At 56.7% G+C, this 23,247-nt stretch carries 23 protein-coding genes; 9 read left to right on the top strand and 14 right to left on the bottom strand.

What is annotated here, in order from left to right; genetic code table 11:
* Positions 1-70: 70 nt before the first annotated feature.
* Together AO242_RS05010 and AO242_RS05005 are read left to right on the top strand one after the other, a co-directional pair.
* Complete coding sequence (locus AO242_RS05010; RefSeq protein WP_099267909.1) at positions 71-1,447, top strand: glutamine synthetase family protein; 1,377 nt, start codon at positions 71-73, stop codon at positions 1,445-1,447.
* 264 nt (positions 1,448-1,711) lie between these two features.
* Complete coding sequence (locus tag AO242_RS05005; RefSeq protein WP_099267908.1) at positions 1,712-2,356, top strand: TetR/AcrR family transcriptional regulator; 645 nt, start codon at positions 1,712-1,714, stop codon at positions 2,354-2,356.
* A gap of 3 nt (positions 2,357-2,359) precedes the next feature.
* Here AO242_RS05005 and AO242_RS05000 read toward each other — a convergent pair whose 3' ends face one another.
* Positions 2,360-3,247 (bottom strand): LysR family transcriptional regulator, encoded by an 888-nt coding sequence (locus tag AO242_RS05000; RefSeq protein WP_099267907.1) that lies wholly within the window; start codon positions 3,245-3,247, stop codon positions 2,360-2,362.
* Between the two features lie 392 nt (positions 3,248-3,639).
* Here AO242_RS05000 and AO242_RS04995 point away from each other — a divergent pair, with 392 nt between their 5' ends.
* Positions 3,640-4,485, top strand: a complete 846-nt coding sequence (locus tag AO242_RS04995) for an alpha/beta fold hydrolase (RefSeq protein WP_099267906.1) — start codon at positions 3,640-3,642, stop codon at positions 4,483-4,485.
* Positions 4,486-4,741: 256 nt separating this feature from the next.
* Here the strand turns inward: AO242_RS04995 and AO242_RS04990 are convergent, their stop codons facing one another.
* From AO242_RS04990 to AO242_RS04960, 7 genes are all read right to left on the bottom strand, one after another.
* Positions 4,742-4,957 (bottom strand): TOBE domain-containing protein, encoded by a 216-nt coding sequence (locus tag AO242_RS04990; protein ID WP_020291765.1) that lies wholly within the window; start codon positions 4,955-4,957, stop codon positions 4,742-4,744.
* Between the two features lie 38 nt (positions 4,958-4,995).
* A complete protein-coding gene (gene ssuB, locus AO242_RS04985; protein ID WP_027902266.1) occupies positions 4,996-5,811 on the bottom strand; it encodes an aliphatic sulfonates ABC transporter ATP-binding protein in 816 nt (271 codons plus the stop codon).
* Positions 5,808-6,605 (bottom strand): aliphatic sulfonate ABC transporter permease SsuC, encoded by a 798-nt coding sequence (ssuC, locus tag AO242_RS04980; RefSeq protein WP_027902267.1) that lies wholly within the window; start codon positions 6,603-6,605, stop codon positions 5,808-5,810. Before ssuC ends, ssuB begins: the two co-directional genes overlap by 4 nt.
* A gap of 27 nt (positions 6,606-6,632) precedes the next feature.
* Positions 6,633-7,598, bottom strand: coding sequence for a sulfonate ABC transporter substrate-binding protein (locus AO242_RS04975; protein WP_027902268.1), 966 nt, complete (start codon positions 7,596-7,598; stop codon positions 6,633-6,635).
* 357 nt (positions 7,599-7,955) lie between these two features.
* The gene (locus AO242_RS04970) at positions 7,956-8,594 is read right to left on the bottom strand and encodes a peroxiredoxin (RefSeq protein ID WP_027898934.1); all 639 of its coding nucleotides are present in this window, start codon (positions 8,592-8,594) and stop codon (positions 7,956-7,958) included.
* Positions 8,595-8,761: 167 nt separating this feature from the next.
* The gene (locus AO242_RS04965; protein ID WP_099267905.1) at positions 8,762-10,135 is read right to left on the bottom strand and encodes an OprD family outer membrane porin; all 1,374 of its coding nucleotides are present in this window, start codon (positions 10,133-10,135) and stop codon (positions 8,762-8,764) included.
* An 896-nt stretch (positions 10,136-11,031) separates the two neighbouring features.
* Entirely contained in the window at positions 11,032-11,472 is a 441-nt protein-coding gene (locus tag AO242_RS04960; RefSeq protein ID WP_099267904.1) for a hypothetical protein, read from the bottom strand.
* On the opposite strand from AO242_RS04960, the gene trmL reads away from it, so the two are divergent.
* Positions 11,471-11,926: a tRNA (uridine(34)/cytosine(34)/5-carboxymethylaminomethyluridine(34)-2'-O)-methyltransferase TrmL gene (gene trmL, locus AO242_RS04955; protein WP_027898931.1), complete on the top strand. Its 456-nt coding sequence runs from the start codon at positions 11,471-11,473 to the stop codon at positions 11,924-11,926. The two genes, AO242_RS04960 and trmL, sit on opposite strands and share 2 nt — an antisense overlap.
* Before the next feature lie 179 nt (positions 11,927-12,105).
* Here trmL and secB read toward each other — a convergent pair whose 3' ends face one another.
* Genes secB through AO242_RS04940 form a run of 3 tightly spaced genes read right to left on the bottom strand, consistent with a single transcriptional unit; the run spans position 12,106 to position 13,307 of the window.
* Complete coding sequence (gene secB, locus AO242_RS04950) at positions 12,106-12,594, bottom strand: protein-export chaperone SecB (RefSeq protein ID WP_027898930.1); 489 nt, start codon at positions 12,592-12,594, stop codon at positions 12,106-12,108.
* Positions 12,595-12,643: 49 nt separating this feature from the next.
* The gene (gene grxC / locus AO242_RS04945; RefSeq protein WP_027898929.1) at positions 12,644-12,892 is read right to left on the bottom strand and encodes a glutaredoxin 3; all 249 of its coding nucleotides are present in this window, start codon (positions 12,890-12,892) and stop codon (positions 12,644-12,646) included.
* A gap of 1 nt (position 12,893) precedes the next feature.
* On the bottom strand, positions 12,894-13,307 hold the full coding sequence (locus AO242_RS04940; RefSeq protein WP_027898928.1) for a rhodanese-like domain-containing protein: 414 nt from the start codon (positions 13,305-13,307) through the stop codon (positions 12,894-12,896).
* Positions 13,308-13,513: 206 nt separating this feature from the next.
* Here AO242_RS04940 and gpmI point away from each other — a divergent pair, with 206 nt between their 5' ends.
* The 4 genes from gpmI to AO242_RS04920 all read left to right on the top strand — a co-directional run bounded on the left by gpmI (position 13,514) and on the right by AO242_RS04920 (position 18,660).
* Complete coding sequence (gene gpmI / locus AO242_RS04935; protein WP_027898927.1) at positions 13,514-15,046, top strand: 2,3-bisphosphoglycerate-independent phosphoglycerate mutase; 1,533 nt, start codon at positions 13,514-13,516, stop codon at positions 15,044-15,046.
* Between the two features lie 143 nt (positions 15,047-15,189).
* Positions 15,190-16,512: a murein hydrolase activator EnvC family protein gene (locus AO242_RS04930; protein ID WP_099267903.1), complete on the top strand. Its 1,323-nt coding sequence runs from the start codon at positions 15,190-15,192 to the stop codon at positions 16,510-16,512.
* A 30-nt stretch (positions 16,513-16,542) separates the two neighbouring features.
* Positions 16,543-17,865 (top strand): S41 family peptidase, encoded by a 1,323-nt coding sequence (locus AO242_RS04925; protein WP_099267902.1) that lies wholly within the window; start codon positions 16,543-16,545, stop codon positions 17,863-17,865.
* A gap of 3 nt (positions 17,866-17,868) precedes the next feature.
* Positions 17,869-18,660, top strand: coding sequence for a divergent polysaccharide deacetylase family protein (locus AO242_RS04920; RefSeq protein WP_099267901.1), 792 nt, complete (start codon positions 17,869-17,871; stop codon positions 18,658-18,660).
* 165 nt (positions 18,661-18,825) lie between these two features.
* Here the strand turns inward: AO242_RS04920 and AO242_RS04915 are convergent, their stop codons facing one another.
* Entirely contained in the window at positions 18,826-19,602 is a 777-nt protein-coding gene (locus AO242_RS04915) for a substrate-binding periplasmic protein (RefSeq protein WP_099267900.1), read from the bottom strand.
* A 209-nt stretch (positions 19,603-19,811) separates the two neighbouring features.
* On the opposite strand from AO242_RS04915, the gene AO242_RS04910 reads away from it, so the two are divergent.
* Positions 19,812-21,320 carry a trypsin-like serine peptidase gene (locus tag AO242_RS04910; protein ID WP_176560571.1) on the top strand — a complete coding sequence of 503 codons (1,509 nt, stop codon included), beginning with the start codon at positions 19,812-19,814 and terminating at the stop codon, positions 21,318-21,320.
* A gap of 285 nt (positions 21,321-21,605) precedes the next feature.
* Here the strand turns inward: AO242_RS04910 and hisF are convergent, their stop codons facing one another.
* Both hisF and hisA read right to left on the bottom strand, forming a co-directional pair.
* On the bottom strand, positions 21,606-22,376 hold the full coding sequence (gene hisF / locus AO242_RS04905; protein WP_099267898.1) for an imidazole glycerol phosphate synthase subunit HisF: 771 nt from the start codon (positions 22,374-22,376) through the stop codon (positions 21,606-21,608).
* Between the two features lie 131 nt (positions 22,377-22,507).
* Positions 22,508-23,245, bottom strand: coding sequence for a 1-(5-phosphoribosyl)-5-[(5-phosphoribosylamino)methylideneamino]imidazole-4-carboxamide isomerase (gene hisA / locus AO242_RS04900; protein ID WP_027898921.1), 738 nt, complete (start codon positions 23,243-23,245; stop codon positions 22,508-22,510).
* Between the last annotated feature and the right edge of the window lie 2 nt (positions 23,246-23,247).

The following is a 23,247-nucleotide window of genomic DNA, read 5'->3' as shown; positions in this document are numbered from 1 at the left end:
ATGGCTTTCGGATTGACTGAAACCCGTAAAGCTCGATGATTGATATTTTTAACAACAAAGGTGTTGCATCATGTCGGTACCCCCGCGTGCCGTTCAGCTTAACGAAGCGAACGCGTTCCTTAAGGAACATCCTGAGGTTCTGTACGTTGACCTTCTGATTGCAGATATGAATGGTGTGGTGCGCGGCAAGCGCATTGAACGCACCAGCCTCCATAAGGTTTACGAGAAGGGCATTAACCTGCCTGCCTCTTTATTTGCCCTGGATATCAATGGCTCGACGGTAGAAAGTACCGGCCTGGGTCTGGATATCGGTGATGCTGACCGAATCTGCTATCCAATCCCTGACACGCTGTGCAATGAGCCTTGGCAAAAGCGCCCTACCGCGCAATTGCTGATGACCATGCACGAACTTGAAGGTGACCCGTTTTTCGCTGACCCGCGCGAAGTGCTGCGCCAGGTCGTGACCAAGTTCGACGAAATGGGCCTGACGATTTGCGCCGCTTTCGAGCTGGAGTTCTACCTGATCGATCAGGAGAACGTAAACGGCCGTCCGCAACCACCCCGCTCCCCGATTTCCGGCAAACGCCCGCACTCGACACAGGTCTACCTGATCGACGACCTCGACGAATACGTCGACTGCCTCCAGGACATTCTGGAAGGTGCCAAGGAGCAAGGGATTCCTGCTGACGCCATCGTCAAGGAAAGTGCTCCGGCCCAGTTTGAAGTCAACCTGCATCACGTTGCCGACCCGATCAAAGCGTGCGACTACGCGGTATTGCTCAAGCGCCTGATCAAGAACATCGCCTACGACCATGAGATGGACACCACCTTCATGGCCAAGCCTTACCCGGGCCAGGCAGGTAACGGCTTGCATGTACACATCTCGATCCTGGATCGCGATGGCAAGAATATCTTCACCAGCGAGGATCCCGAGCAGAACGCCGCGTTACGTCATGCCATCGGCGGTGTGCTCGAGACCCTACCGGCACAGATGGCGTTCCTTTGCCCGAACGTCAATTCGTATCGCCGGTTTGGTGCTCAGTTCTATGTGCCCAACTCCCCGAGCTGGGGCCTGGATAACCGTACCGTGGCCGTACGCGTACCAACCGGCACTGCTGACGCGGTACGTATCGAGCACCGTGTTGCGGGTGCCGACGCCAACCCTTATCTGTTGATGGCTTCTGTTCTGGCGGGCGTGCATCACGGCCTGACCAACAAGATCGAACCAGGCGCGCCGGTATCGGGCAACTCTTACGAGCAGAACGAACAAAGCCTGCCTAACAACCTGCGCGACGCATTGCGCGAGCTGGACGACAGTGAAGTGATGGCCAAGTACATCGATCCTAAATACATCGATATCTTCGTCGCCTGTAAGGAAAGTGAGCTGGAAGAGTTTGAACACTCCATCTCCGACCTTGAGTACAACTGGTACCTGCATACCGTTTAACGACTGGTGTGAACAGTAAAAACGCCGCATAACCGAGAGGTTGTTCGGCGTTTTTTTGTGTGGAACGCAGATCTCCGTAGGACCGGCTTTAGCCGGGAGGGCGTCATTCCAGTCAAGAGAAATGCAGCGAATGTACCAATGCTCTCCCGGCTAAAGCCGGTCCTACGGGGTTTGCGTAAACCCTGTGGGAGCGAATTCATTCGCGAAAGCATTGGATCCATCACCGCTGTACAATCTCCGCAGCCCCGCCCACGAGATCGCCACATGACCCGCCCCGTCACCTCCCGCAAACCCCGCGCAGCCAGTCAGGCCCGGATCGACTCGATCCTCGATGCCGCACGCGAGTTGCTGGCAGCTGAAGGTGTCGCAAGCCTGTCGATCTACAGCGTGGCCGAACGGGCACAGATTCCGCCGTCATCCGTTTACCACTTTTTTGCCAGTGTTCCCGCCCTGCTGGAAGCACTGACGGCTGATATCCACGCCGCGTTTCGCGCCAGCCTGCAAGCACCCATCGAACACAACTCGCTCACGAGCTGGCGTGATCTGTCACGCATAGTCGAACAGCGCATGCTGGACATCTACAACGCCGATGCGGCTGCTCGTCAGTTAATCCTCGCCCAGCATGGCCTGACCGAAATCACTCAGGCGGATCGTCAGCACGACATCGAACTGGGGCACTTGATGCTCGAGGTCTTTGAGCGACACTTCGCGCTGCCGGTATTACCGGGCGATGTTGACGTGTTCGCCCTGGCCATGGAGCTGGGCGACCGGGTGTACGCGCGCTCCATGCAACTGCATGACGAAATCACCCCACGCATGGCGGAGGAAGGGATGCGGGTGTTTGATGCGTATATCGGGCTGTATTTACCGCCCTGCCTGCCGAAAAGAGAGCAGCCCCTGACGGCTTGATTTTCACGCAGGAATGGGCGACTCGTCCCGGACACGCGTCAACGTCTGAGCCAGCATCTGCTGCAATGCCTGTAATACCGGATCGTGCTTGCGCTGGCTAAAACGCAACACGTTAGCCACTTCTGGCAACGGCATACTGCGCTCGAACAAATGATTGATCTCGACGCGTTTGTCGACATTGCCCGCCGTCACCAACCCGATGCCCAAGCCTGCCGATATGGCCGACAACACGCCCTCAGTCGAGGGGCACTGCACCGCCACCTTGCAGCGAATGCCTGCTACCTGAAGACGATCCTGCGCCAGATTGCCGTAGAAACATCCTGCCCCGTAAGTCACGAGAGAAACCGTCGTGTCAGGGCTGTGTTCCCAACCGGCAGGCACGCACCAGTTCAGCCGCTCACTCCACAGCAAGTGATCCTCAGTACTCAACCCGTGAGCGAAATCCTGATGCAAGGCCAGATCCAGCGTGCCGTTGATCAACGACTCGCGCAGCGCCTGACTCTGCTCGACGACGACACGAACGTCGACATTGCCGTGCTGCCTGGAGAACTTCGCCAATATCGGTGACAGCTGGGCGAGCGAAGCCTGCTCGGTTACGCCCAGTCGAACGGTGCCTTCAAGAGTCGATGGCGCAAACAGCGCCAGCGCTTCGTCGTGGGAGTTGAGGATGCGCCGCGCATGAATCAGCAGCTCGGCACCGTCGCTGGTCGCAACCAGACGTTGGCCTTCACGACAAATCAGCGGACGTCCGAGCTGCTTCTCCAATCGCTTGATCTTCCAGCTGACCGCCGACTGAGTGAGGTTCAGACTTTCGGCTGCGCGGGTCACACTGCCCAGCTCGACAATGCTGCGCAGGGCCCGGAGAACGTCGATGGGGAGGCGTTGGTTCACAATTTACCCCTGTAAACGAATTCGTCGTAGGAGCGGCTTTAGCCGCGAGAAGGCCAGTAAATTCGCCATATGCCCTTCGCCTGAAATGCCGCTCTCCCGGCTAAAGCGGAACGCCGCCCGGCCGGCCCTACGGAATAGCGCGGTCCATATGGGAGCAGAGCTTGCTCGCGATACGGGCGATGCGGTGTTGCATCTAGACCAGGGTGTCTTTATCGCGGGCAAGCCCGGCTCCCACAGAAGATTGCGATCAATATGAGCTGGGAGCTTGCTCCATTCCGAATGCAAACATGCGCATGACAAAAATCGAATTCCAGCAGCATAAGTTGTCATTGGCGTCATGAAAACCCCTTCGATACGCTGAATCCATCATCAACGCCTCGGAGACCACGCTCATGAACAATCCACGGCTCAATCAACAGGTGATCATCGACGGGCGACGTATCGCCACTGGCTGCCACGGCGAAGGGCTGCCGGTTGTCCTGCTGCACGGCACGCCTGCGCACTCGATCATCTGGCGCAACGTTGTGCCCGAACTGGTAGCTGCCGGGCTGAAAGTGCACCTGTTCGATCTGCTGGGTTTCGGCGCGTCGGAGTTTCCGCAAAACCAGGACACGTCGGTAGCGGCCCAACGGATCCTGTTGGAACAGTTGCTGGATCATTGGGAGCTGGAGCGCACGCATGTGATCGCCCACGACATTGGTGGAGGCGTTGCGCTTCGGCTGGCGATCGAAGCACCGCAACGCTTCTTGTCCCTGACCATTGCCGATATCGTCAGCTATGACTCGTGGCCATCTGCAAGCTGGCAGCACATCCGCGCGCACTACGCAGAACATGCCGCAATGAACGCAGACGAGCATCGGCAATTAATGATCCGCCAACTGCGTATGGCGGTTTTCAATAAGAGCATCATGGAAGGCGAGTTGCTTGAGGCTTACCTGGCACCGATCACCGGCCTCATCGGCCAGCAAGGCTTTTACAAGAATCAGGTCGCGCATTACGACTCGCGCTACACGGAAGACTTCGCGCAACGCCTGCCCGAGCTGAACATTCCGGTGCAGATCCTTTGGGGTGCCGAAGATGAATGGCAGCCATCAAGTTACGCCCACCGCTTGCACGGCGACATTCCCGGCTCGACGTTGCAGCTCATCGACAATGCGGGTCATTTTCTGATGGAAGATCAACCGCTGATGTTCGCCGAGAAGGCCAGTGCGTTTATCCACAAACACAATCTCCTGTAGCAGCTCGTGGACTATCATCAATAACCATCTGAGTTTTAGACGATTTTCTGTAGGAGTGAGCTTGCTCGCGATAGCGTCAGGTCAGATGACATCTTCTTAACAGATCTAACGCTATCGCGAGCAAGCTCACTCCTACAGACTCCTTTTTAGCAGGGCGACAGCGCTGTCTGCATGAAGGGAGGGCTCCTACAGCCATGCGCTCCAACAAAAAACCCCGGAGGGCATTCACCTTCCGGGGTTGTTTTTTGCGCATCGGTCACAGCTTGGCGATGGAAACCTCGGTGGATTTCACGAACGCGATAACTTCACTGCCTACCACCAGCTCCAGCTCTTTTACAGAGCGGGTGGTGATGACGGAAGTCACGATACCCGAAGCAGTCTGCACGTCGATTTCCGACAGTACGTCGCCTTCGACGATTTCCTTGATGGTGCCTTTGAACTGGTTACGAACGTTGATGGCTTTAATAGTCATGATGATCTTCCTGTGTGGGTTTGATGGCTAACGGTCGGTTAATTGGCCCAACGCAGTTGCGTAGGCAGCGGTGAAACGGGATCAGGTTCAGGAGGCGAGCCAGGCAACGACAGCACTCGCTCGAGCACTTGCGCTTCAAGGTTGGCCAGACGATGCGAGCCGCGGGCACGTGGGCGCGGCAGATCAACCAGCAAGTCCAGGCCGATACGCCCTTCCTCGATAAGAATCACGCGATCAGCAATCGCAACGGCTTCGCTGACGTCATGGGTTACCAGCAGCACGGTGAAGCCATGTTTGCGCCAGAGGTTTTCAATCAGTTGCTGCATTTCGATACGGGTCAGGGCATCCAGCGCCCCCAGTGGCTCATCGAGCAATAGCAGGCGTGGTTGGTGAATCAGCGCACGAGCCAGAGCCACACGTTGCTTCTGCCCGCCGGACAATGCCGCTGGCCATTCCTCGGCTCGTTCGGCCAGGCCCACCGCCTCAAGAGCTTCCAGTGCTTTACCGCGCCAGTCTCCGCTGAGACCGAGGCCGACGTTGTCGATGATCTTCTTCCAGGGCAATAGACGCGCTTCCTGGAACATGAGGCGCGTGTCTTCACGGGCGTCAGCCAATGCACCAGAACCCGCCAACAGTTGCCCGGCAGTAGGCTTGTCGAGCCCGGCCAGCAAACGCAGCAGCGTACTTTTGCCACAACCGCTGCGGCCGACCACGGCAACGAACTGCCCGGCCGGAATGTGCAGATCGATGTTCTTCAACACTTCACGGCTGCCGAACGCTTTCTTCAGCTGTTGAACCGCCAGAGGGATGCCGCGCAGCAGATGCGCGGGCTGTTGCTGTTTCAAGCTGCTCATGCGGCACCGCCTTTAGTCACTTGATAGGCCGGGTGCCAGCGCAGGCAAACGCGCTCCAGACCACGCGCAGCCAGGTCGGCCAGCTTGCCCAATATTGCGTACAGCACGATGGCCAGTACCACGACGTCGGTTTGCAGGAATTCCCGGGCGTTCATTGCCAAGTAGCCAATACCGGAGCTGGCAGAAATGGTTTCAGCGACGATCAGCGTCAACCACATAAAGCCCAATGCGAAGCGCACGCCGACCAGAATCGAAGGCATCGCCCCTGGCAGAATCACATGCCAGAACAGACCGAAGCCGGACAAACCATAGCTGCGGGACATCTCGACCAGCGCGGGATCAATGTTGCGAATCCCGTGATAAGTATTCAGGTAAATCGGGAACAAGGTGCCCAGTGCGACCAGAAAAACCTTGGCGGTTTCGTCGATGCCGAACCACAGAATCACCAGCGGGATCAGCGCCAGATGAGGGATGTTACGGATCATCTGTACCGAGCTGTCCAGCAGGCGTTCGCCCCATTTCGACAGGCCGGTGATAAAACCCAGTGCCAGGCCAATGCCGCCACCGATGGCGAAGCCGACGCCTGCGCGCCAGCCGCTGATTGCCAGATGGGTCCAGATTTCACCACTGGAAACCAGATTGACGCCCGCCTCTATGACCGCGCTCGGCGCAGGCAGAATGCGGGTGGACAGCCAGCCAGCGCTGACCGACAGCTGCCAGATAGCCAGCAGCAGAATCGGCAGAGCCCAAGGCGCGAGGCGCTGGATTGTTCGTTGCGAAGCACTAGTGCTCATGGAGTTGTCTCCTCAGGGTCCGACTGATTACGGCGCTTTCGCGACAGCGGCGGGCGGCGTCCAGACCACATCCGCAATGTTCAGCGGCTTTGGAATCAACTTGAGCTGATAAAACGTATCAGCGATTTTTTGCTGCGAGGCGACCACTTGCGGCGTCAGGAACAGCGCCCCGTAGCCTTGCCGTTTGACCGACGTCAGGGTGATATCCGCAGGCAGACCGAGCAGAGGAGCAACCTGTTTGGTCACCTCTTCGGGGTGAGCTTTGGACCACTCCCCTACCGCGCGAACCTCTTCAATCAGCGCCTGAACGACTTTCGGGTTTTTCTGAGCATAAGGCTTGGTCGCCAGATAGAACTGGTGGTTATCTACAATCCCGGTGCCGTCACGCAGGGTTTTCGCTTGCAGTTGCTGCTCGGCAGCTGACTGGTAGGGATCCCAGATAACCCAGGCATCAACGCTGCCACGCTCGAATGCCGCGCGGGCATCGGCTGGCGGCAGGAACACAGTCTGGATATCGGTGTATTTCAGGCCCGCATCTTCAAGGGCTTTGACCAACAGGTAATGCACGTTGGAGCCTTTGTTGAGGACGACTTTCTTGCCTTTGAGCTCTTTGACAGAAGTGATCGGTGAGTCCTTGGGTACCAGAATCGCTTCGCTGGTCGGCGCGGGCGGCTCATAAGCGACATACACCAGATCAGCGCCCGCGGCCTGGGCAAATACCGGCGGCGTTTCGCCCGTCACACCAAAATCAATGGAGCCGACGTTCAGACCTTCAAGCAGCTGAGGGCCACCGGGAAACTCGGTCCATTGCACTTGCACGCCTTGCTCGGCCAGACGCTTCTCCAGCGTGCCTTTGGCCTTGAGCAGCACCAGCGTGCCGTATTTCTGATAACCGATACGCAAGGTCTCGGCCTGAGCCTGGGTGACAGCGCCGAAGGCGACCGCTGCGGCAAACAGAGCGACCAAACCTTGACGCAAAATAGCTGTGCGCATGGCGCGCTCCTTTGCTAATTCAGTGGCACCTGCTGGCCCGTTGGCGGACGAGTAAGGTGTGAGGGTTTTGTTGAATTGCACTGACCATATCAGTGATTTTTTATATCCATAAATCTTATTTTTTCATTTGGTTATTCTTTAAATGCATATGAAAATATTACAGTCTCTTCAGATTCCGTAGGACCGGCTTCAGCCGGGAGGACATTATTCAAGGCTCAGGAAATATCGAGCTCATACCAACCTCCTCCCGGCTAAAGCCGGTCCTACGGGAACGGTTTTATTGCGCCATAAAAAAGGGCCGACGAATCGGCCCGTATGCGCTATCAAGAGCAACCCCATCTGTCGTGGAAGGGTGATTCAGCGATTAGGCTGTGGCGTCAGACGCAGGTACGGTTTGACGGCTCTATAGCCTTTTGGAAAGCGCTGCTTGATCTCGTCTTCATCCTTGAGCGAAGGCACGATCACCACGTCATCACCGTCGACCCAGTTAGCGGGCGTGGCGACTTTGTGGTTGTCGGTGAGTTGCAAGGAGTCGATGACCCGCAGAATCTCGTTGAAGTTACGCCCGGTGCTGGCCGGATAAGTGATGGTCAGCCGGACCTTTTTGTTCGGATCGATCACGAACAGAGAGCGTACGGTCAGGGTTTCACTGGCGTTCGGGTGGATCAGGTCGTACAGCTCGGACACCTTGCGATCTGCGTCCGCGAGGATCGGGAAGTTGACGGTAGTGTTCTGGGTTTCGTTGATGTCGTCGATCCACTTGATGTGGGAGTCGACCGGGTCAACCGAGAGCGCAATAGCCTTCACGCCGCGTTTGGCAAACTCGTCCTTGAGCTTGGCGGTGAAGCCCAATTCGGTGGTGCAGACCGGTGTGAAGTCAGCGGGGTGGGAAAACAACACGCCCCAGCTGTTACCCAGCCATTCGTGAAACCGGATACGACCTTCGCTGGAATCCTGTTCAAAATCAGGGGCGATATCGCCAAGTCGCAAGCTCATGGATGTGGCTCCTTGTTGTGATGTTTGCTAATTCATTGAAGCCACTTTGCGCCCCTTCGTTAGAAATTAAAAAGAATAGATAACGCTTTGAATATAGCGTTTGGAGATATCAAATTTCAGGCAAAAAGAACCCCGCCGAAGCGGGGTTCCTTTTCAACTGACCAGGCTTATTTGAAAGCGTAGGTGTAGTTGAAGATCAAACGAGTTTGATCGGTATCGGTTGCGCCGTTCAGACCAGCATCGGCACGGTACGAACCATGACGCAGCGTAGTACCGAAGCCTTTCAATGGACCGCTCTGGATCACGTAGTCAACGCGCATATCGCGTTCCCACTGAGAGTAGTCGTTGTTGCGGGTAGCATTGGTGTTGCCACGAATGTCATCGCCATGCAGGTAAGCGATTGCGGCTTTCAGGCCCGGAACGCCTACACGTGCGAAGTCGTAGGAGTACTGACCGAAGGTAGTGTTGGTACCAGCACGGTTAAAGCCATCGACCATGGAGTCAGTGAAGAGGTAGAAGCTCGAACCACCGTTACCTTCGTTGCGACCGCGGTCATTGGTAAGGCTACCCTGGTTCAGGAAGACCATACCGCCGTCATCACCGACTTGCTGGTGACCGACCATCAACGCGTGACCACCCAAGGCGTAGGTGAACATTGCGGACCAAGTGCTGTTGTCAACCTGGCCAGCATTTTTGGCGTAACCGCTGTTGTTGTTGAAGCGATAACCAGCGGTAGCGTCGTCGTTCTTGCCGTCAGCACTGCTGTTGAAGTAGCGGAGGTCTGTCTTGAAGGACTGATCTTCACCCAGTGGCAACACGTGCACCAGACCCAGGAAGTGCTGTTTGTAGAAGTCTTCCAGGTTGGCGAAGTAGTACTGCAAAGTCAGGTCTTTAGTGACTTTCCAATCAGCGCCCGCGAAACGGAAGTGATCGCTTTCTTCAGTTGCGCCGTTAACGGACAACCCTGTCCAGTTGCTCGACGCACGGCCAATGGTCTTGTCCAGTTGGCCAGCGGTGAAGGTAACACCTTCCAGCTCTTTAGAAGTTACGATGCCGCCTTGAAAGGCAGATGGCAGCAAACGACCATCGTTCGAAACGAGAATTGGCAGGTTCGGTGCCAACGCGTTACCCAGACGAAGTTCGGTTTTCGAGAAGCGAGCCTTGGCGTTACCGCCAATACGAGTCCACTCGTCAACGGATTTAGCAGTAGCGTTACCGTCTTTGGTTGCAAAGTCTTCACTAGGAGTGATAGCACCGTTAACGCCGTGATGACCGCGACCACCGTCAAGGTGAATACCAACCAATGCCTGCAAGTCCAGACCAAAGCCAACAGTGCCCTGGGTGAAACCGGACAGGTAGTCGAATTTCAAACCAGTTGCTGTTTCTTCGGTACGGTTGCCAGTGCCTTCACGTGGGTCGCTGTTGAAATACAGAGTACGCGAACTAACGGACGCTTTGCTGTCTTCAATAAAACCTGCTGCACCGGCCTGCTGAGCCATAACGCCGAAGGCTACAGCCATGGCCAGAGTGGACTTCTTCATGAATCGCTCCTCGTGAATCTTAATTTTTTATAATTTCTGGTGCCGAGGCCCTGGGACGCTCTGACCCAAAAATTTACGGTTAGCGCTAAACCCGACCGAAGCCAATGGTTAATCAGCGCCTCAAGACCAATGACCCACCGGTCACGGTGGTCGCAGGGTAGTGAACATTTAACAAATCGAAAAAGAATTATTACTGAGCTTTTAAGACCTGTCGGTTATATGTCACATACCATGTCGGATCCATCCGTCATTGAGTGTATCGAGCTGTTTCACTAATTCCTAAATAATATTTCACTGCCGTTCGTCAGATCATTCTTACTGGTCGAACGGAAAGCAAAAAGCGACCGGCCTGCTCCTTGGAATCAGCCCACCCAAAACAGCTCAACAAACACTCAAAACCCCGCATTCATTGAGGCGCAGAGGTTACATCACCGATTGTTACAGTTGTCATCACCCGGACGCAGCCCCGTAAAATTTGTTCTGAGAAAAGTTTGAAACGGCCGTTTCAGGACCATCTGTCGGCCGATTTTGGGGCTGCGGGAGGGCACCTGACAGCGAGCGCGGCGAACAAAATCGGGAAATTGTTGTCGTGCGGCGTAATTGGGAAACGTTAAAACCGTGCATCCAACGCCAGGCTTGCACCATAACGAAGCGGTTTTCGAGCTCGGCAAAACTCAGGCCCATCCCGACACGGCAGCCTGATTGGACGCTGAACACACATTTGATAAGTGAATGAAACACTCGATAAGCCCGAAAACACGGGCTTGGGGGGCACGAAACAGGACAGGCAAATATTTTTGAAAGCAGAAATTTCAAAACTGGCACGACGCCTGCAATAGGTTACGTATCACCAGTTTTGGGGACCTTGGTACAGGCAGGCCGGGGATTCCCCTCTTTTATTCCTCTCGGAGACTGACCTCCAGTCTCCAGCGCCCGTCCAGCTCCGCACCGCGCAAGTCGCCGTGCAGAGGACGGGCCGCCAGCAGAGTCAGCAGCAAATCCTTCTTGTCCCGCTCCAGCTTCCAGCGCACATCCTTTCCGTTGACCTTCAGTTGCCCTCTCCACGGCTGACCTTTGGCCGCAAAGCGCATGGCGAACGTTCCGTCCTGGTGCTCAGGCACAACCTCAGGTTCACGGTTGAACCACAAGGCAAGCCCGGTCGGCTGTTCCTCTATCTGCAGCAGTTCCAGCGGAGTCGGCTCGGTAAGACGCCCGATCATCAAGCCGACCAAAAGCCCGACAATTGCCAGCGAACCCAGAACCTTTGGCCATAGCTTCGGCCGCGGGTCCTCTTCAGGGGTAGAATGCTCCCCATTCTTCAGCTCGGAGCCGTGCATGTTTCACGTCATCCTTTTTCAACCAGAAATTCCGCCGAATACCGGCAATGTCATCAGGCTGTGCGCCAATACCGGCAGCACCCTGCATTTGATCGAGCCCTTGGGCTTCGAACTGGATGACAAACGCCTGCGCCGCGCCGGGCTCGATTATCACGAGTTCGCCACTTTGCAGACCCATCCCGACCTCGCCAGTTGCCTGGAAAGCATCGGTCATCCGCGGCTGTTTGCTTTTACCACAAAAGGCTCTCGCCCCTTCCACGACGCCAGCTTTCAGGAAGGTGACGCTTTCCTGTTCGGCCCGGAAAGCCGTGGCCTGCCTGCTGAAGTTCTGGATGCCCTGCCCTCCGATCAGCGACTGCGCTTGCCGATGCGTGAGGGTTGTCGGAGCCTGAATCTGTCCAACACCGTTGCCGTGGCAGTGTATGAAGGCTGGCGGCAGTTGGGATTCAAGTAGACGTGGTCTTTCCCTGTGGGAGCGAATTCATTCGCGAAGGCGGGTGTGTCAGTCACCATCATCGGAGCCTGACTCACCGCTTTCGCGAATGAATTCGCTCCCACAGGTCATATTCCAACGCCTTCATAACCCACAAAAAAGCGCCTCAAAAGGCGCTTTTTTGGGTCCAGCTAAAACACTTACTGAACAGTAGGTGTTTCGCCAGCAGCTTGCATGCGTTGCAGCTCTTGCGCGTACAGGGCATCGAAGTTCACCGGGGACAGCATAAGCGCCGGGAACGAACCACGGACGACCAGGCTGTCGATTGTTTCGCGAGCATACGGGAACAGAATGTTCGGGCAGAAAGCACCCAGCGTATGGCTCATCGAACCTTGATCAAGGCCTTTGATCAGGAAGATACCGGCTTGCTGGACTTCAACGATGAAAGCCACTTCGTCACCGTTGTTGACGGTTACCGACAAAGTCAGCACCACTTCGTAGAAATCACCTTCCAGCGGCTTCTGACGAGTGTTCAGGTCGAGGCTGACGGTAGGCGTCCATTCCTGACGGAAGATTGCAGGGCTTTTTGGCGCTTCGAACGACAGGTCGCGAACGTAGATACGCTGCAGCGAGAATTGCGGAGCATCTTCTTCGTTGGTAGCGGTGCCGTTTGTCGGTTGATCAGTCATCTCGGGTCCTTTTAACGTTTAAGTTCTGGAAAGAGGGTTGGAATCAGGCTCAGAGCAGCTCATCAAGCTTGCCGGCGCGCTCCAGGGCGAAAAGATCGTCGCATCCACCTACATGGGTCGTACCGATCCATATCTGCGGAACAGAGGTACGGCCGGATTTTTTCACCATTTCGGCGCGAACTTGCGGCTTGCCATCGACTCTGATCTCTTCGAAAGCCACATGCTTGTTCTGCAACAATTGCTTGGCGCGAGTGCAGTAAGGGCAATAATCGCTGGAATAGACGATGACTTCAGCCATTTCACTTCACCAAAGGCAGATTATCTGCGCGCCAGGTGGATACGCCGCCGGACAGCTTGGCTGCCGTAAAGCCGGATTTGAGCAGCTCGCGTGCGACGGAGCCAGCCTGCTGGCCCATTGCGTCGACGATGATAAGAGTCTTGGCCTTGTGCTTTTCCAGCTCGCTGGTGCGGGTCAGGACCTTATCGTTCGGGAAGTTCAGGGCACCTACGATGTGGCCTGTGGCGAAATCCTTGGGGGAGCGGATATCGATGATCACGGCCTGATCCTTGTTGACCAGCGCGGTCAGTTCACCTGTGCTCAGGCTGCGGCCGCCCTTGCTCAATTCGTAGGCGATCAGCATCCCCAGCAAAATGATGAAAGCGCCAGTGATCAAATAGTGGTTGGTAGCAAAAGCAAGCAGGTGCTGAAGCATCAGTAGGTTCCAGGGCGTTAAAATGTCGGCCAGTATACACAGCAGCCAAGGTCGGCCAAAGCCCGTCAGACAATGAGGTCGATCAAGCCCATACGACATCGCGCCAGAACCGATAACTCCGGTATCGCGGCTCGCAATTGCAGATCAACAGCCCCTAAAATGCCGATCTGTTCTTCAACTTACTTTTTCAGCCACGAGTGGGATCTATGACTACCACGCCAAAACCTTTGGTCCTGATCATTCTGGACGGCTTCGGACACAGCGAGAGCCATGAGGGCAACGCCATTCTGGCAGCCAAAATGCCGGTCATGGACCGCCTGTACAAGTCGATGCCTAACGGCCTGATCTCGGGTTCGGGCATGGATGTCGGTCTACCGGACGGTCAGATGGGCAACTCCGAAGTCGGCCACATGAACCTGGGTGCCGGGCGCGTGGTTTATCAGGATTTCACTCGAGTCACCAAAGCCATTCGCGATGGCGAGTTCTTCCAGAACCCGACTATCTGTAGCGCAGTGGATAAAGCCGTTGGTGCAGGCAAGGCCGTACACATTCTCGGCCTGCTGTCGGACGGTGGCGTTCACAGCCATCAGGATCATCTGGTGGCCATGGCAGAACTGGCCGCCCAGCGCGGCGCAGAAAAAATCTACCTGCACGCCTTCCTCGACGGTCGCGATACGCCACCGCGCAGCGCGCAGAAATCCCTCGAACTGCTGGACTCCACTTTTGCCCGCCTGGGCAAAGGCCGGATCGCCAGCATCATTGGTCGTTACTTCGCCATGGACCGCGATAATCGTTGGGACCGGGTATCAGCGGCCTACAACCTGATTGTTGATGGTGCATCGGAATTCAACGCCGCCAGCAGCGTGGCAGGCCTCGAAGCGGCCTATGAGCGCGGCGAAAACGATGAGTTCGTCAAAGCCACCAGCATTGGTGACAAGGTCACAGTGGAAGACGGCGACGCCGTGGTGTTCATGAACTTCCGTGCCGACCGTGCCCGGGAAATCACCCGTGTATTCGTCGAAGACGATTTCAAGGACTTCGAGCGCGCCCGCCAGCCGAAGGTCAACTATGTGATGTTGACCCAATACGCAGCCAGCATCCCTGCGCCGTCCGCGTTTGCAGCAGGCAGCCTGAAAAACGTGTTGGGTGAATACCTGGCCGCCAACGGCAAGACCCAACTGCGCATCGCGGAAACCGAAAAATACGCGCATGTGACCTTCTTCTTCTCGGGCGGCCGCGAGGAAGAGTTCCCGGGCGAAGAGCGCATCCTGATCCCGTCGCCGAAAGTCGCGACCTACGATCTGCAGCCTGAAATGAGCGCGCCGGAAGTCACCGACAAAATCGTCGATGCCATCGAGCACCAGCGTTATGACGTGATTATCGTCAACTACGCCAACGGCGACATGGTGGGCCACAGCGGCATCATGGAAGCAGCAATCAAGGCCGTTGAATGCCTGGACGTCTGCGTCGGGCGCATCACCGAGGCGCTGGAAAAAGTCGGCGGCGAAGCCTTGCTGACGGCTGACCACGGCAACGTCGAGCAAATGACCGATGACCACACCGGCCAGGCGCACACCGCGCACACGTCCGAACCCGTGCCTTTCGTTTATATAGGCAAGCGCAATCTGAAAGTGCGCGAAGGCGGAGTACTGGCCGATGTCGCGCCAACCATGCTGAAACTCATGGGCCTGGAAAAACCGGAAGAAATGACCGGCCATTCGATCCTTGTTGACGCGTAAAAACGCTCCACACCGGCATGTCGCTTAGCCACATGCCGGTTTTTTATCGGTCAGGCCTCATACGAGGCGTTTTTTTTGCATCGTGTGGCGGGCATACTAAGCCTGACACTTTTTTTCACAATTCCTCGGTATCGCCCACCCTCATGCTTCGCGCCTTGATCACCCTTGCTTTGATCTGCCTGCTCAATCCGGCGTTTGCCGACGATCAGCGGGCGCTCACCCAGAAACAGATTGACGCTGCGCGTCAGGATGTCACCGAGCTGCAAAAAGCGCTGGGCGACTTGCAGAAAGAGAAAGCCGGTGTCCAGAAGGACCTGCGTGGCACTGAAACCGAAATGGGTAAGCTGGAAAAGCAGGTCGAGGTCCTGCAAAAGGAACTAAAAAAGACCGAAGCCGAGCTCAATCGGCTGAACCAGGAAAAAAGCAAACTCCAGAGCGCACGCGTTGAGCAACAACGGCTGATCGCCATTCAGGCCCGGGCGGCGTATCAAAGTGGTCGTCAGGAATACTTGAAGCTGCTGCTCAACCAACAACATCCGGAAAAATTCGCCCGGACGCTGACCTACTACGATTACATGAGCCAGGCGCGCCTGACTCAGCTGCGCACTTTTAATGAAACACTGCGCCAGCTCGCAGGCGTCGAAAAAGATATCGACCTGCAACAGGCACAACTGCTGGTGCAGAAGAGTTCGCTGGAAACCCAGCACGAAGAACTCGACAAGGTTCGTCAGGAACGCCAGACGGCATTGGCAAAGCTAAATCAGGACTACAAGTCGCGGGATCAGAAGCTTCAGGCACGGCAGCAGGAACAAGCTGAACTGGGCAAGGTTCTGAAAACCATTGAGGAAACCCTGGCACGTCAGGCCAAAGAGGCTGAAGAAGCCAGACAGAGAGCGTTGGTCGCTGAGCGTGAGGCTGAAGAAAAACGTCAGCGCGAAGCCCAGGCACAAGCCAACAGCAGTAGCAAAAGCAGCAGCCGAACCGACAGCGATGATGCACCAAAACGTCCGGCCAAAGCCCCAGGCGCCATGGTTTCCAGTGCTGGCGCTTCATACGGCGGAGCTTTCTCTGCAGTCAAAGGCAAACTTCCCTGGCCCGTTGATGGTCGATTACTGGCACGCTTCGGTGAAGCCCGCGGTGATGACGCTCGTTCCACCTGGGACGGCGTAATGATCAGCGCTTCGGCGGGTAGTCAGGTTCATGCTGTGCACGGCGGTCGGGTGGTCTTCGCAGACTGGTTGCGCGGCGCCGGGCTTCTGGTCATTCTCGACCATGGCAACGGTTATTTGAGTCTGTATGGCCACAATCAGACATTGCTCAAAGCCGCCGGGGACATTGTTAAAGCCGGTGAAGCCATCTCTACTGTTGGCAACAGTGGTGGACAGGACACACCGGCGTTGTATTTCGCTATTCGTCAGCAGGGTCGCCCTAGTGATCCGGCCCAATGGTGCCGCACTCAAGGATAAGTCGGTTCCACCTTCAGGAGTTCGTTAGACATGCCGTATCTGTCCCGCCTCACCTCGCTGGCCCTGGCTATTGCCGTCGTTATCGGCGCTCCACTGGCTCAGGCTGCAGAAGTCAAAGCTGCGCCAGCCACTGCACCGGCTGCTGCGAACACCGCCAAAGCGCCTTTGCCGCTCGATGAGCTGCGCACCTTTGCCGAGGTCATGGACCGGGTCAAAGCCGCTTATGTCGAACCGGTGGACGACAAGACGCTGCTGGAGAATGCCATCAAGGGCATGCTCAGCAATCTCGACCCGCATTCGGCCTACCTCGGTCCGGAAGACTTCCAGGAACTGCAGGAAAGCACCAGCGGCGAGTTCGGCGGACTGGGCATCGAGGTCGGCGTCGAAGATGGCTTCGTGAAAGTCGTCTCCCCTATCGACGATACCCCGGCGTCCAAGGCGGGCATCGAGGCCGGTGACCTGATCGTCAAGATCAACGGTGCACCGACGCAAGGTCAGACCATGCAGGAAGCGGTCGACAAAATGCGCGGCAAGATTGGCGAGAAGATCACCCTGACACTGGTTCGCGATGGCGGTAACCCGTTCGACGTGACGCTTGCCCGTGCGACGATTCAGGTCAAGAGCGTCAAGGCGCAGATGCTGGAGAACGGTTACGGCTACATCCGCATAACCCAGTTCCAGGTCAAGACCGGTGACGAAGTCGGCAAAGCGCTGGCCAAATTCCGCAAAGACAATGGCAAGAAAATGAGCGGGTTGATTCTTGACCTGCGTAACAACCCTGGCGGCGTGCTGCAGTCGGCCGTTGAAGTGGCTGACCACTTCCTGACCAAGGGCCTGATCGTTTACACCAAGGGCCGTATTGCCAATTCCGAACTGCGCTTCTCGGCTGATCCGGCCGATGCCAGTGAAGGCGTACCGCTGGTGGTGCTGATCAACGGCGGCAGTGCTTCAGCGTCGGAAATCGTCGCTGGTGCCTTGCAGGACCAGAAACGCGGCATCCTGATGGGCACTGACAGCTTCGGTAAAGGTTCGGTGCAAACCGTGCTGCCACTGAATAATGACCGCGCCTTGAAGATCACTACGGCGCTGTATTACACGCCTAACGGTCGCTCGATTCAGGCGCAGGGCATCAATCCGGATATCGTGGTGCGTCGCGCCAAGGTCACCAACGAAGCTGACGGTGAAGCGTACAAGGAAGCCGACCTGTTCGGTCACTTGGGCAACGGCAATGGCGGCGCGGACAAACCAACGGTCAAAGGCGCTGCCGCCAAGGCTCGCCCGCAGGACGATGACTTCCAGCTCAGCCAGGCGCTGAGCCTGCTCAAGGGCCTGAGTATCACGCGCGGCAACTAAACGATGCGTGTGCTCCTGTCTCGTTGGCTGCTGGCCGCATTTTGCGTAATTACTGGCGTTGCTCACGCAGCGCCAGCGACGCAGGCCAGCAAACCTCAGCCTGCTTTCCTGACACTGATCATTGATGACCTGGGCCAGAATCCGGCCCGGGATCAACGCGTGCTTGCCCTCCCCGGTCCCGTGACGCTGGCGATCATGCCGGATACCCCTCATGCCACCGAGTTCGCCCGTCAGGGGCATCGTGCTGGCAAGATCGTCATTCTGCACATGCCCATGGACCCGGCAACCGGTCCCTATGCGTGGCATCCCGAACTTCCCCTCGCCGAACTGGAAAGCAGGCTGAACGCTGCGCTGCTCAAAGTCCCCTATGCCGCCGGGATCAATAACCACATGGGCAGCCGCATGACCGCCGAACCGGTCGCCATGGGATGGTTGATGGCCGAGCTGCAGCGCCGTCACCTGTTATTCGTCGACAGCCGCACCAGCGCGAAAACCGTGGCGGCGGCCGAGGCGCAAAAAATAGGATTGGCCAGCGTGTCCCGGGATGTCTTTCTCGATGATGAGCGCACGCCTGAGGCCATTACCCGGCAACTGAAAATAGCTATTGAGCTGGCCCGCAAACAGGGCTCGGCGGTGATGATCGGTCATCCTTACCCGGTGACGCTCGACGTGCTGGAGCGCGAACTGCCGCGCCTCAAAGCGCAGGGCATCGAGTGGATCGACTTGCGCCAGATGATCAGCGTGCGGGGTAATCAGGCGACGGCTGCGCATGGCAAAAACGGGATTTACCGGTAAAAACCGGGATCGTTAAAACGGTAGGAGCGAACTTGTTCGCGAAGCGATCTGTCAGGCAGCCCCTTATCGCGACTTGGCGGCGGCGGGGCTTAAAACCGTGCCATCGTTCTTCGCGAGCAAGCTCGGCTCCTACAATTGACCGCGCTCCCACATTAAAAATGCGTGTTACCGGTACTGGGACAAAATCTTGTCCACAACCCCTTCCGCTCTTAGCTGGTCCAGCGACGCCTGCAATTTGTTCACCACTTCGTCGGGCGTCGCCTTGTTGAGCGCCAAATACAGATCAGCGTGATTGAACCGCAGCACGGTCTTGAGGCCGGTGACGCCTTCTATTCTGGCCAGATAAGGTCCGGTCGGATCGCCTGCCGCCCACAGGTCTATCTGCCCGTTGACCAGTTTTTTGGCATTGTCCTGATCGCGCAGCAACAGGATCGGGTTCAGCCCTTGGGCCAGCAGTCGCTCACCAATGGCGTCACCTTTATAAGCACCAATTCGGTAACCCTTGGCCTGCTCCAGGCTGGTCAGTTTGATAGGGCTATCGGCACGGGCGAGCAGGATCCAGTCGTAGGAACCCACTGGTCCGACCCACTTGAACAGCTTTTCCCGCTCAGGCAAACGCGCTGTAGAAAACACCGCGTAGCCTGGCTTTTCCAGGGCCAGCTTGTAGATACGCTCCCAGGGGAACCGTAACGTCATGCTGTAGCTGATCCCTGCACGCTTGAACGTCTCGCGCACCACTTGCGCAGCGATGCCTTCAATGTTGCTTTCCTGAGCGAAGTTTTTGCCGTCGATTGCCATGTTGTAAGGCGGCAGATTTTCGGTCATCAGCACAATGGAGTCGCGTCCCGGTGCCTCAATGGCGTCATCGGCCAGTGCAGCCTCAGTGGCGCTAAAAACCAGAGCGCTGAAGGCCGTTAGGGCAATAAAACGAGATTTGAACATTGGCGCTCTCCATACGCTGACGGCAGACAGAGTGCAGCGCTCAAAAGCGCTTGTCCAGCACACATGGCGTATTGCCAACAGAGTGGCGCAAACAGATAAAAAAGATTTTCGATAATTATTTACTCCCGCGAGGGGGGAGGCTTCTGACTACCTGCCGGACAGAACTTCACCGCGAAATGAATCGCCGTGAACAACCGCAAAGGTCTGTCATGAATATCCAGATAACCGGCATCACAATCGCCGCCCTGCTCGCTTTCGCCCTAGCACCTGTCGTGCATTCGAAAGATTATGGCAACGGACGCGAAAACCTCGCTCCCTCACTGCTGCTGGAAAACAGCAACGGCCAGAACGATCACTGGAAAGGCATAGGCCGCCTGATCATTAACGCTAGCCATCCAGACTCGCACTGCACGGCGAGTCTGATCGACACGAGGGATCGCGACACCGGCACGTCAGGCCCCGCTTATGTTTTAACCAGCGCCCACTGCGTTTCGTTTGACAGTCTGAACGTGGTAGCCCATCAAGCCAGCGACGGTCACATCGACTTCAACTACTTTCACGACACTGCCAACGATCAACGGCGTTACGCGCTAAAGCAGGTCGTCTGGAGCCGCCTGCGCGGGCTGGACATGGCGATCGTCGAACTTGATGCCAGCCTGCAGACGTTGATGGACAACGGTATCCAACCATTGCAGTTGAAGACATCGACACCTGTAATAGCCGATGAGTTATTGATCGTTGGCGCACCGACTCAATACCCGGAAACAGGCTTGCGGCTATCAACCTGCCGCCACGTATCCATCGAAACGCTGATCGAACAACCGGCTATCCATCGAGGCTTCTATAAAGATAACTGCCAGGGCATAAGGCCTGGAAGCTCAGGCAGCCCATTGCTCGACCGCCATTCGAATGAAGTATTGGGAATTGTCTCTACCAGCACGGCGACCTCTTTGCCTGAAAACCGCTGCATGGAAGACGCGCCCTGCGAGCTGAAAAATGGTCGGCCGCATTGGTCCGCAAGCACTAATTACGCCAGCCCGACTGCTCACCTGCAGCACTGCTTCGCTCAAGGTCTATTCAGAGCCAGCGCCGCTGGATGTGATTTGATGCCAAGCGTCACCTTTAGCCAGAAACGGCCAACGGTGGATTATTACCAGCGGGTGAAATTCGATGCAGACGGCAGCGCGATGCTGCCCACCTGGCAATTCGCATTCAGCCTCGACCAACCACTCTTCCGCTACAAAGCCGTGCGCGACCCACAACTCTGTGAAAGCCCGAACCATTACAGCGACGTAATGAGCGCAGAAGACGCACAGATCAATGACCCTGTAGGCACAGAGCCAGGCATCTATCTGCTGTGTATCGTTGGCGTCGACTCTGCCGAACAGTCGCCCACAGGAGCCATGATGAAAAGCCCGCTGGTAATCGCGACAGAAATTGCTGAGCCCGGCCCGACAAGAGCGCCGCAATTCGATATCACAAGGCAGAACAACGGAGATCACAGCATTCAGTGGCACTTTTCTAACCCGACCTTGAGCGCTTATGAATACAAGGCTGGAGCAGAATCAGAGACAGACTGTGATGAACCGGAAGGTTACGCGATCACCTTCGATGACGTGCAAATTGGTGCAAGCGAACTGCCAGTGAAACTGTGCACCAAGGCATTTGATATGTCGGGGCAACGCTCAGCGCCAAGGATAGATTTGTTGGGCGCTTGAGTATGCAACGCTAAGTAACAGCTCTGCTGCCCTGACACTGCATATCACACTGCAAGCGGAGAACTTGTGGGAGCGGTGCTTGCGCCCTCATCGCGGGCAAGCACCGCACACAGAACCCACGCAGTCCCGTAGGACCGGCTTTAGCCGGGAGAAAGTCGGGATGTTCACTAAATTTTCTTTGGCGGCATACCGCTCTCCCGGCTAAAGCCGGTCCTACAAGATCAAGAGCATGCTTGCAGGCAAACATAAAATCTCCCCACAGGTTCTACGCGGTGTCCTGAGACCTCAGCGAACCACGATGCCGCGCTTGGCCATGTAGGCCTTGGCTTCCGGCACGGTGTATTCACCGAAGTGGAAGATACTCGCCGCCAATACCGCGCTGGCGTGGCCTTCAATCACACCGTCAGCCAGATGCTGAAGGTTGCCAACGCCGCCCGAGGCAATGACCGGAATCCCCAGCGCGTCACTGATTGCGCGGGTTACGCCCAGATCGAAGCCGTTCTTCATGCCGTCCTGGTCCATGCTGGTCAGCAGAATCTCACCGGCACCGAGATCCTCCATCTTCTTGGCCCACAGCACAGCGTCCAGACCTGTCGGCTTGCGACCGCCGTGGGTGAAGATTTCCCAGCGCGGGGTTTCACCCGGCAGCGAGACCTTCTTGGCGTCGATAGCGACAACGATGCATTGCGATCCGAAATGCTGAGCGGCTTCGGCAACGAACTCCGGGTTGAACACGGCAGCAGTGTTGATCGACACCTTGTCGGCACCGGCATTAAGCAGGTTGCGGATGTCCTGCACGGTACGCACGCCACCGCCCACGGTCAGCGGGATAAACACCTGGCTGGCCATGCGTTCGACGGTATGAAGGGTGGTATCGCGGCCATCGACACTGGCGGTGATGTCCAGAAAGGTGATTTCGTCGGCGCCCTGCTCATCGTACAGACGCGCAATTTCAACCGGATCGCCAGCGTCACGGATGTTTTCGAACTTGACGCCCTTGACCACACGACCGTTGTCGACGTCCAGGCAAGGGATGATGCGTTTGGCCAGGGCCATTAGGTTATCTCCGATTTCTGTCCTGCCGGGATCCCGGTAGGAGCGAACTTGTTCGCGAGGCGTTCCGTCAGACTCCATAGATGCTGAATGGCCCGACCTCTCGCGAACAAGTTCGCTCCTACCGAAATGGCTTAGCGCTGGTAGCTATCACACAACGCCTGAGCTTCAGCCACATCCAGCGTACCTTCGTAAATCGCACGGCCTGTGATTGCGCCGATGATTCCCGGAGCCTTGGCATCCAGCAATGCGCGGATGTCGCCCAGGTTATGGATACCACCGGAAGCAATGACCGGTATCCGCGTCGCAGCAGCCAGCGCAGCCGTGAACGGGATATTGCAGCCCTGCATCATGCCGTCTTTGGCGATGTCGGTGTAAACGATGGCAGAGACACCGTCAGCTTCGAAACGCTTGGCCAGATCAATGACCTGCACAGTGCTGACTTCAGCCCAGCCATCAGTCGCCACAAAGCCGTCTTTGGCATCAAGACCGACAATCACTTTGCCAGGGAATGCGCGACAGGCTTCAGCGACAAACTCGGGTTCTTTGACGGCCTTGGTACCGATGATCACGTAGCTAACGCCCGCTTTCACGTAGTGCTCGATGGTCTCCAGCGAGCGAATACCGCCACCGATCTGAATCGGCAGGGTCGGATAACGCTTGGCAATGGCAGTAACCACGTCGCCGTTGACCGGCTGACCTTCGAACGCGCCGTTCAGGTCAACCAGATGCAGACGACGGCAACCGCCCTCGACCCATTTGGCAGCCATGGCAACCGGGTCGTCGGAGAACACAGTGGAGTCTTCCATACGGCCCTGGCGCAGACGCACACAGGCACCGTCTTTGAGATCGATAGCGGGGATGATCAGCATGC

The sequence above is a fragment of the Pseudomonas sp. ICMP 561 genome, from assembly GCF_002699985.1.
Lineage (GTDB): Bacteria > Pseudomonadota > Gammaproteobacteria > Pseudomonadales > Pseudomonadaceae > Aquipseudomonas > Aquipseudomonas quasicaspiana.
This window is presented reverse-complemented; position numbering and strand designations above follow the sequence as displayed.

Bases quoted from the DNA above. Each gene is read 5' to 3' on its own strand.
- AO242_RS04930 (WP_099267903.1), top strand. From the start codon at position 15,190: ATGCTTCGCGCCTTGATCACCCTTGCTTTGATCTGCCTGCTCAATCCG.
- AO242_RS05010 (WP_099267909.1), top strand. From the start codon at position 71: ATGTCGGTACCCCCGCGTGCCGTTCAGCTTAACGAAGCGAACGCGTTC.
- AO242_RS04915 (WP_099267900.1), bottom strand. From the start codon at position 19,602: ATGTTCAAATCTCGTTTTATTGCCCTAACGGCCTTCAGCGCTCTGGTT.
- AO242_RS04925 (WP_099267902.1), top strand. From the start codon at position 16,543: ATGCCGTATCTGTCCCGCCTCACCTCGCTGGCCCTGGCTATTGCCGTC.
- AO242_RS04970 (WP_027898934.1), bottom strand. From the start codon at position 8,594: ATGAGCTTGCGACTTGGCGATATCGCCCCTGATTTTGAACAGGATTCC.
- trmL (WP_027898931.1), top strand. From the start codon at position 11,471: ATGTTTCACGTCATCCTTTTTCAACCAGAAATTCCGCCGAATACCGGC.
- ssuB (WP_027902266.1), bottom strand. From the start codon at position 5,811: ATGAGCAGCTTGAAACAGCAACAGCCCGCGCATCTGCTGCGCGGCATC.
- hisF (WP_099267898.1), bottom strand. From the start codon at position 22,376: ATGGCCCTGGCCAAACGCATCATCCCTTGCCTGGACGTCGACAACGGT.
- AO242_RS04940 (WP_027898928.1), bottom strand. From the start codon at position 13,307: ATGCTTCAGCACCTGCTTGCTTTTGCTACCAACCACTATTTGATCACT.
- AO242_RS05005 (WP_099267908.1), top strand. From the start codon at position 1,712: ATGACCCGCCCCGTCACCTCCCGCAAACCCCGCGCAGCCAGTCAGGCC.
- ssuC (WP_027902267.1), bottom strand. From the start codon at position 6,605: ATGAGCACTAGTGCTTCGCAACGAACAATCCAGCGCCTCGCGCCTTGG.
- gpmI (WP_027898927.1), top strand. From the start codon at position 13,514: ATGACTACCACGCCAAAACCTTTGGTCCTGATCATTCTGGACGGCTTC.
- AO242_RS04920 (WP_099267901.1), top strand. From the start codon at position 17,869: ATGCGTGTGCTCCTGTCTCGTTGGCTGCTGGCCGCATTTTGCGTAATT.
- AO242_RS04960 (WP_099267904.1), bottom strand. From the start codon at position 11,472: ATGCACGGCTCCGAGCTGAAGAATGGGGAGCATTCTACCCCTGAAGAG.
- grxC (WP_027898929.1), bottom strand. From the start codon at position 12,892: ATGGCTGAAGTCATCGTCTATTCCAGCGATTATTGCCCTTACTGCACT.
- AO242_RS04995 (WP_099267906.1), top strand. From the start codon at position 3,640: ATGAACAATCCACGGCTCAATCAACAGGTGATCATCGACGGGCGACGT.
- AO242_RS04975 (WP_027902268.1), bottom strand. From the start codon at position 7,598: ATGCGCACAGCTATTTTGCGTCAAGGTTTGGTCGCTCTGTTTGCCGCA.
- AO242_RS04965 (WP_099267905.1), bottom strand. From the start codon at position 10,135: ATGAAGAAGTCCACTCTGGCCATGGCTGTAGCCTTCGGCGTTATGGCT.
- hisA (WP_027898921.1), bottom strand. From the start codon at position 23,245: ATGCTGATCATCCCCGCTATCGATCTCAAAGACGGTGCCTGTGTGCGT.
- AO242_RS04910 (WP_176560571.1), top strand. From the start codon at position 19,812: ATGAATATCCAGATAACCGGCATCACAATCGCCGCCCTGCTCGCTTTC.
- AO242_RS04990 (WP_020291765.1), bottom strand. From the start codon at position 4,957: ATGACTATTAAAGCCATCAACGTTCGTAACCAGTTCAAAGGCACCATC.
- secB (WP_027898930.1), bottom strand. From the start codon at position 12,594: ATGACTGATCAACCGACAAACGGCACCGCTACCAACGAAGAAGATGCT.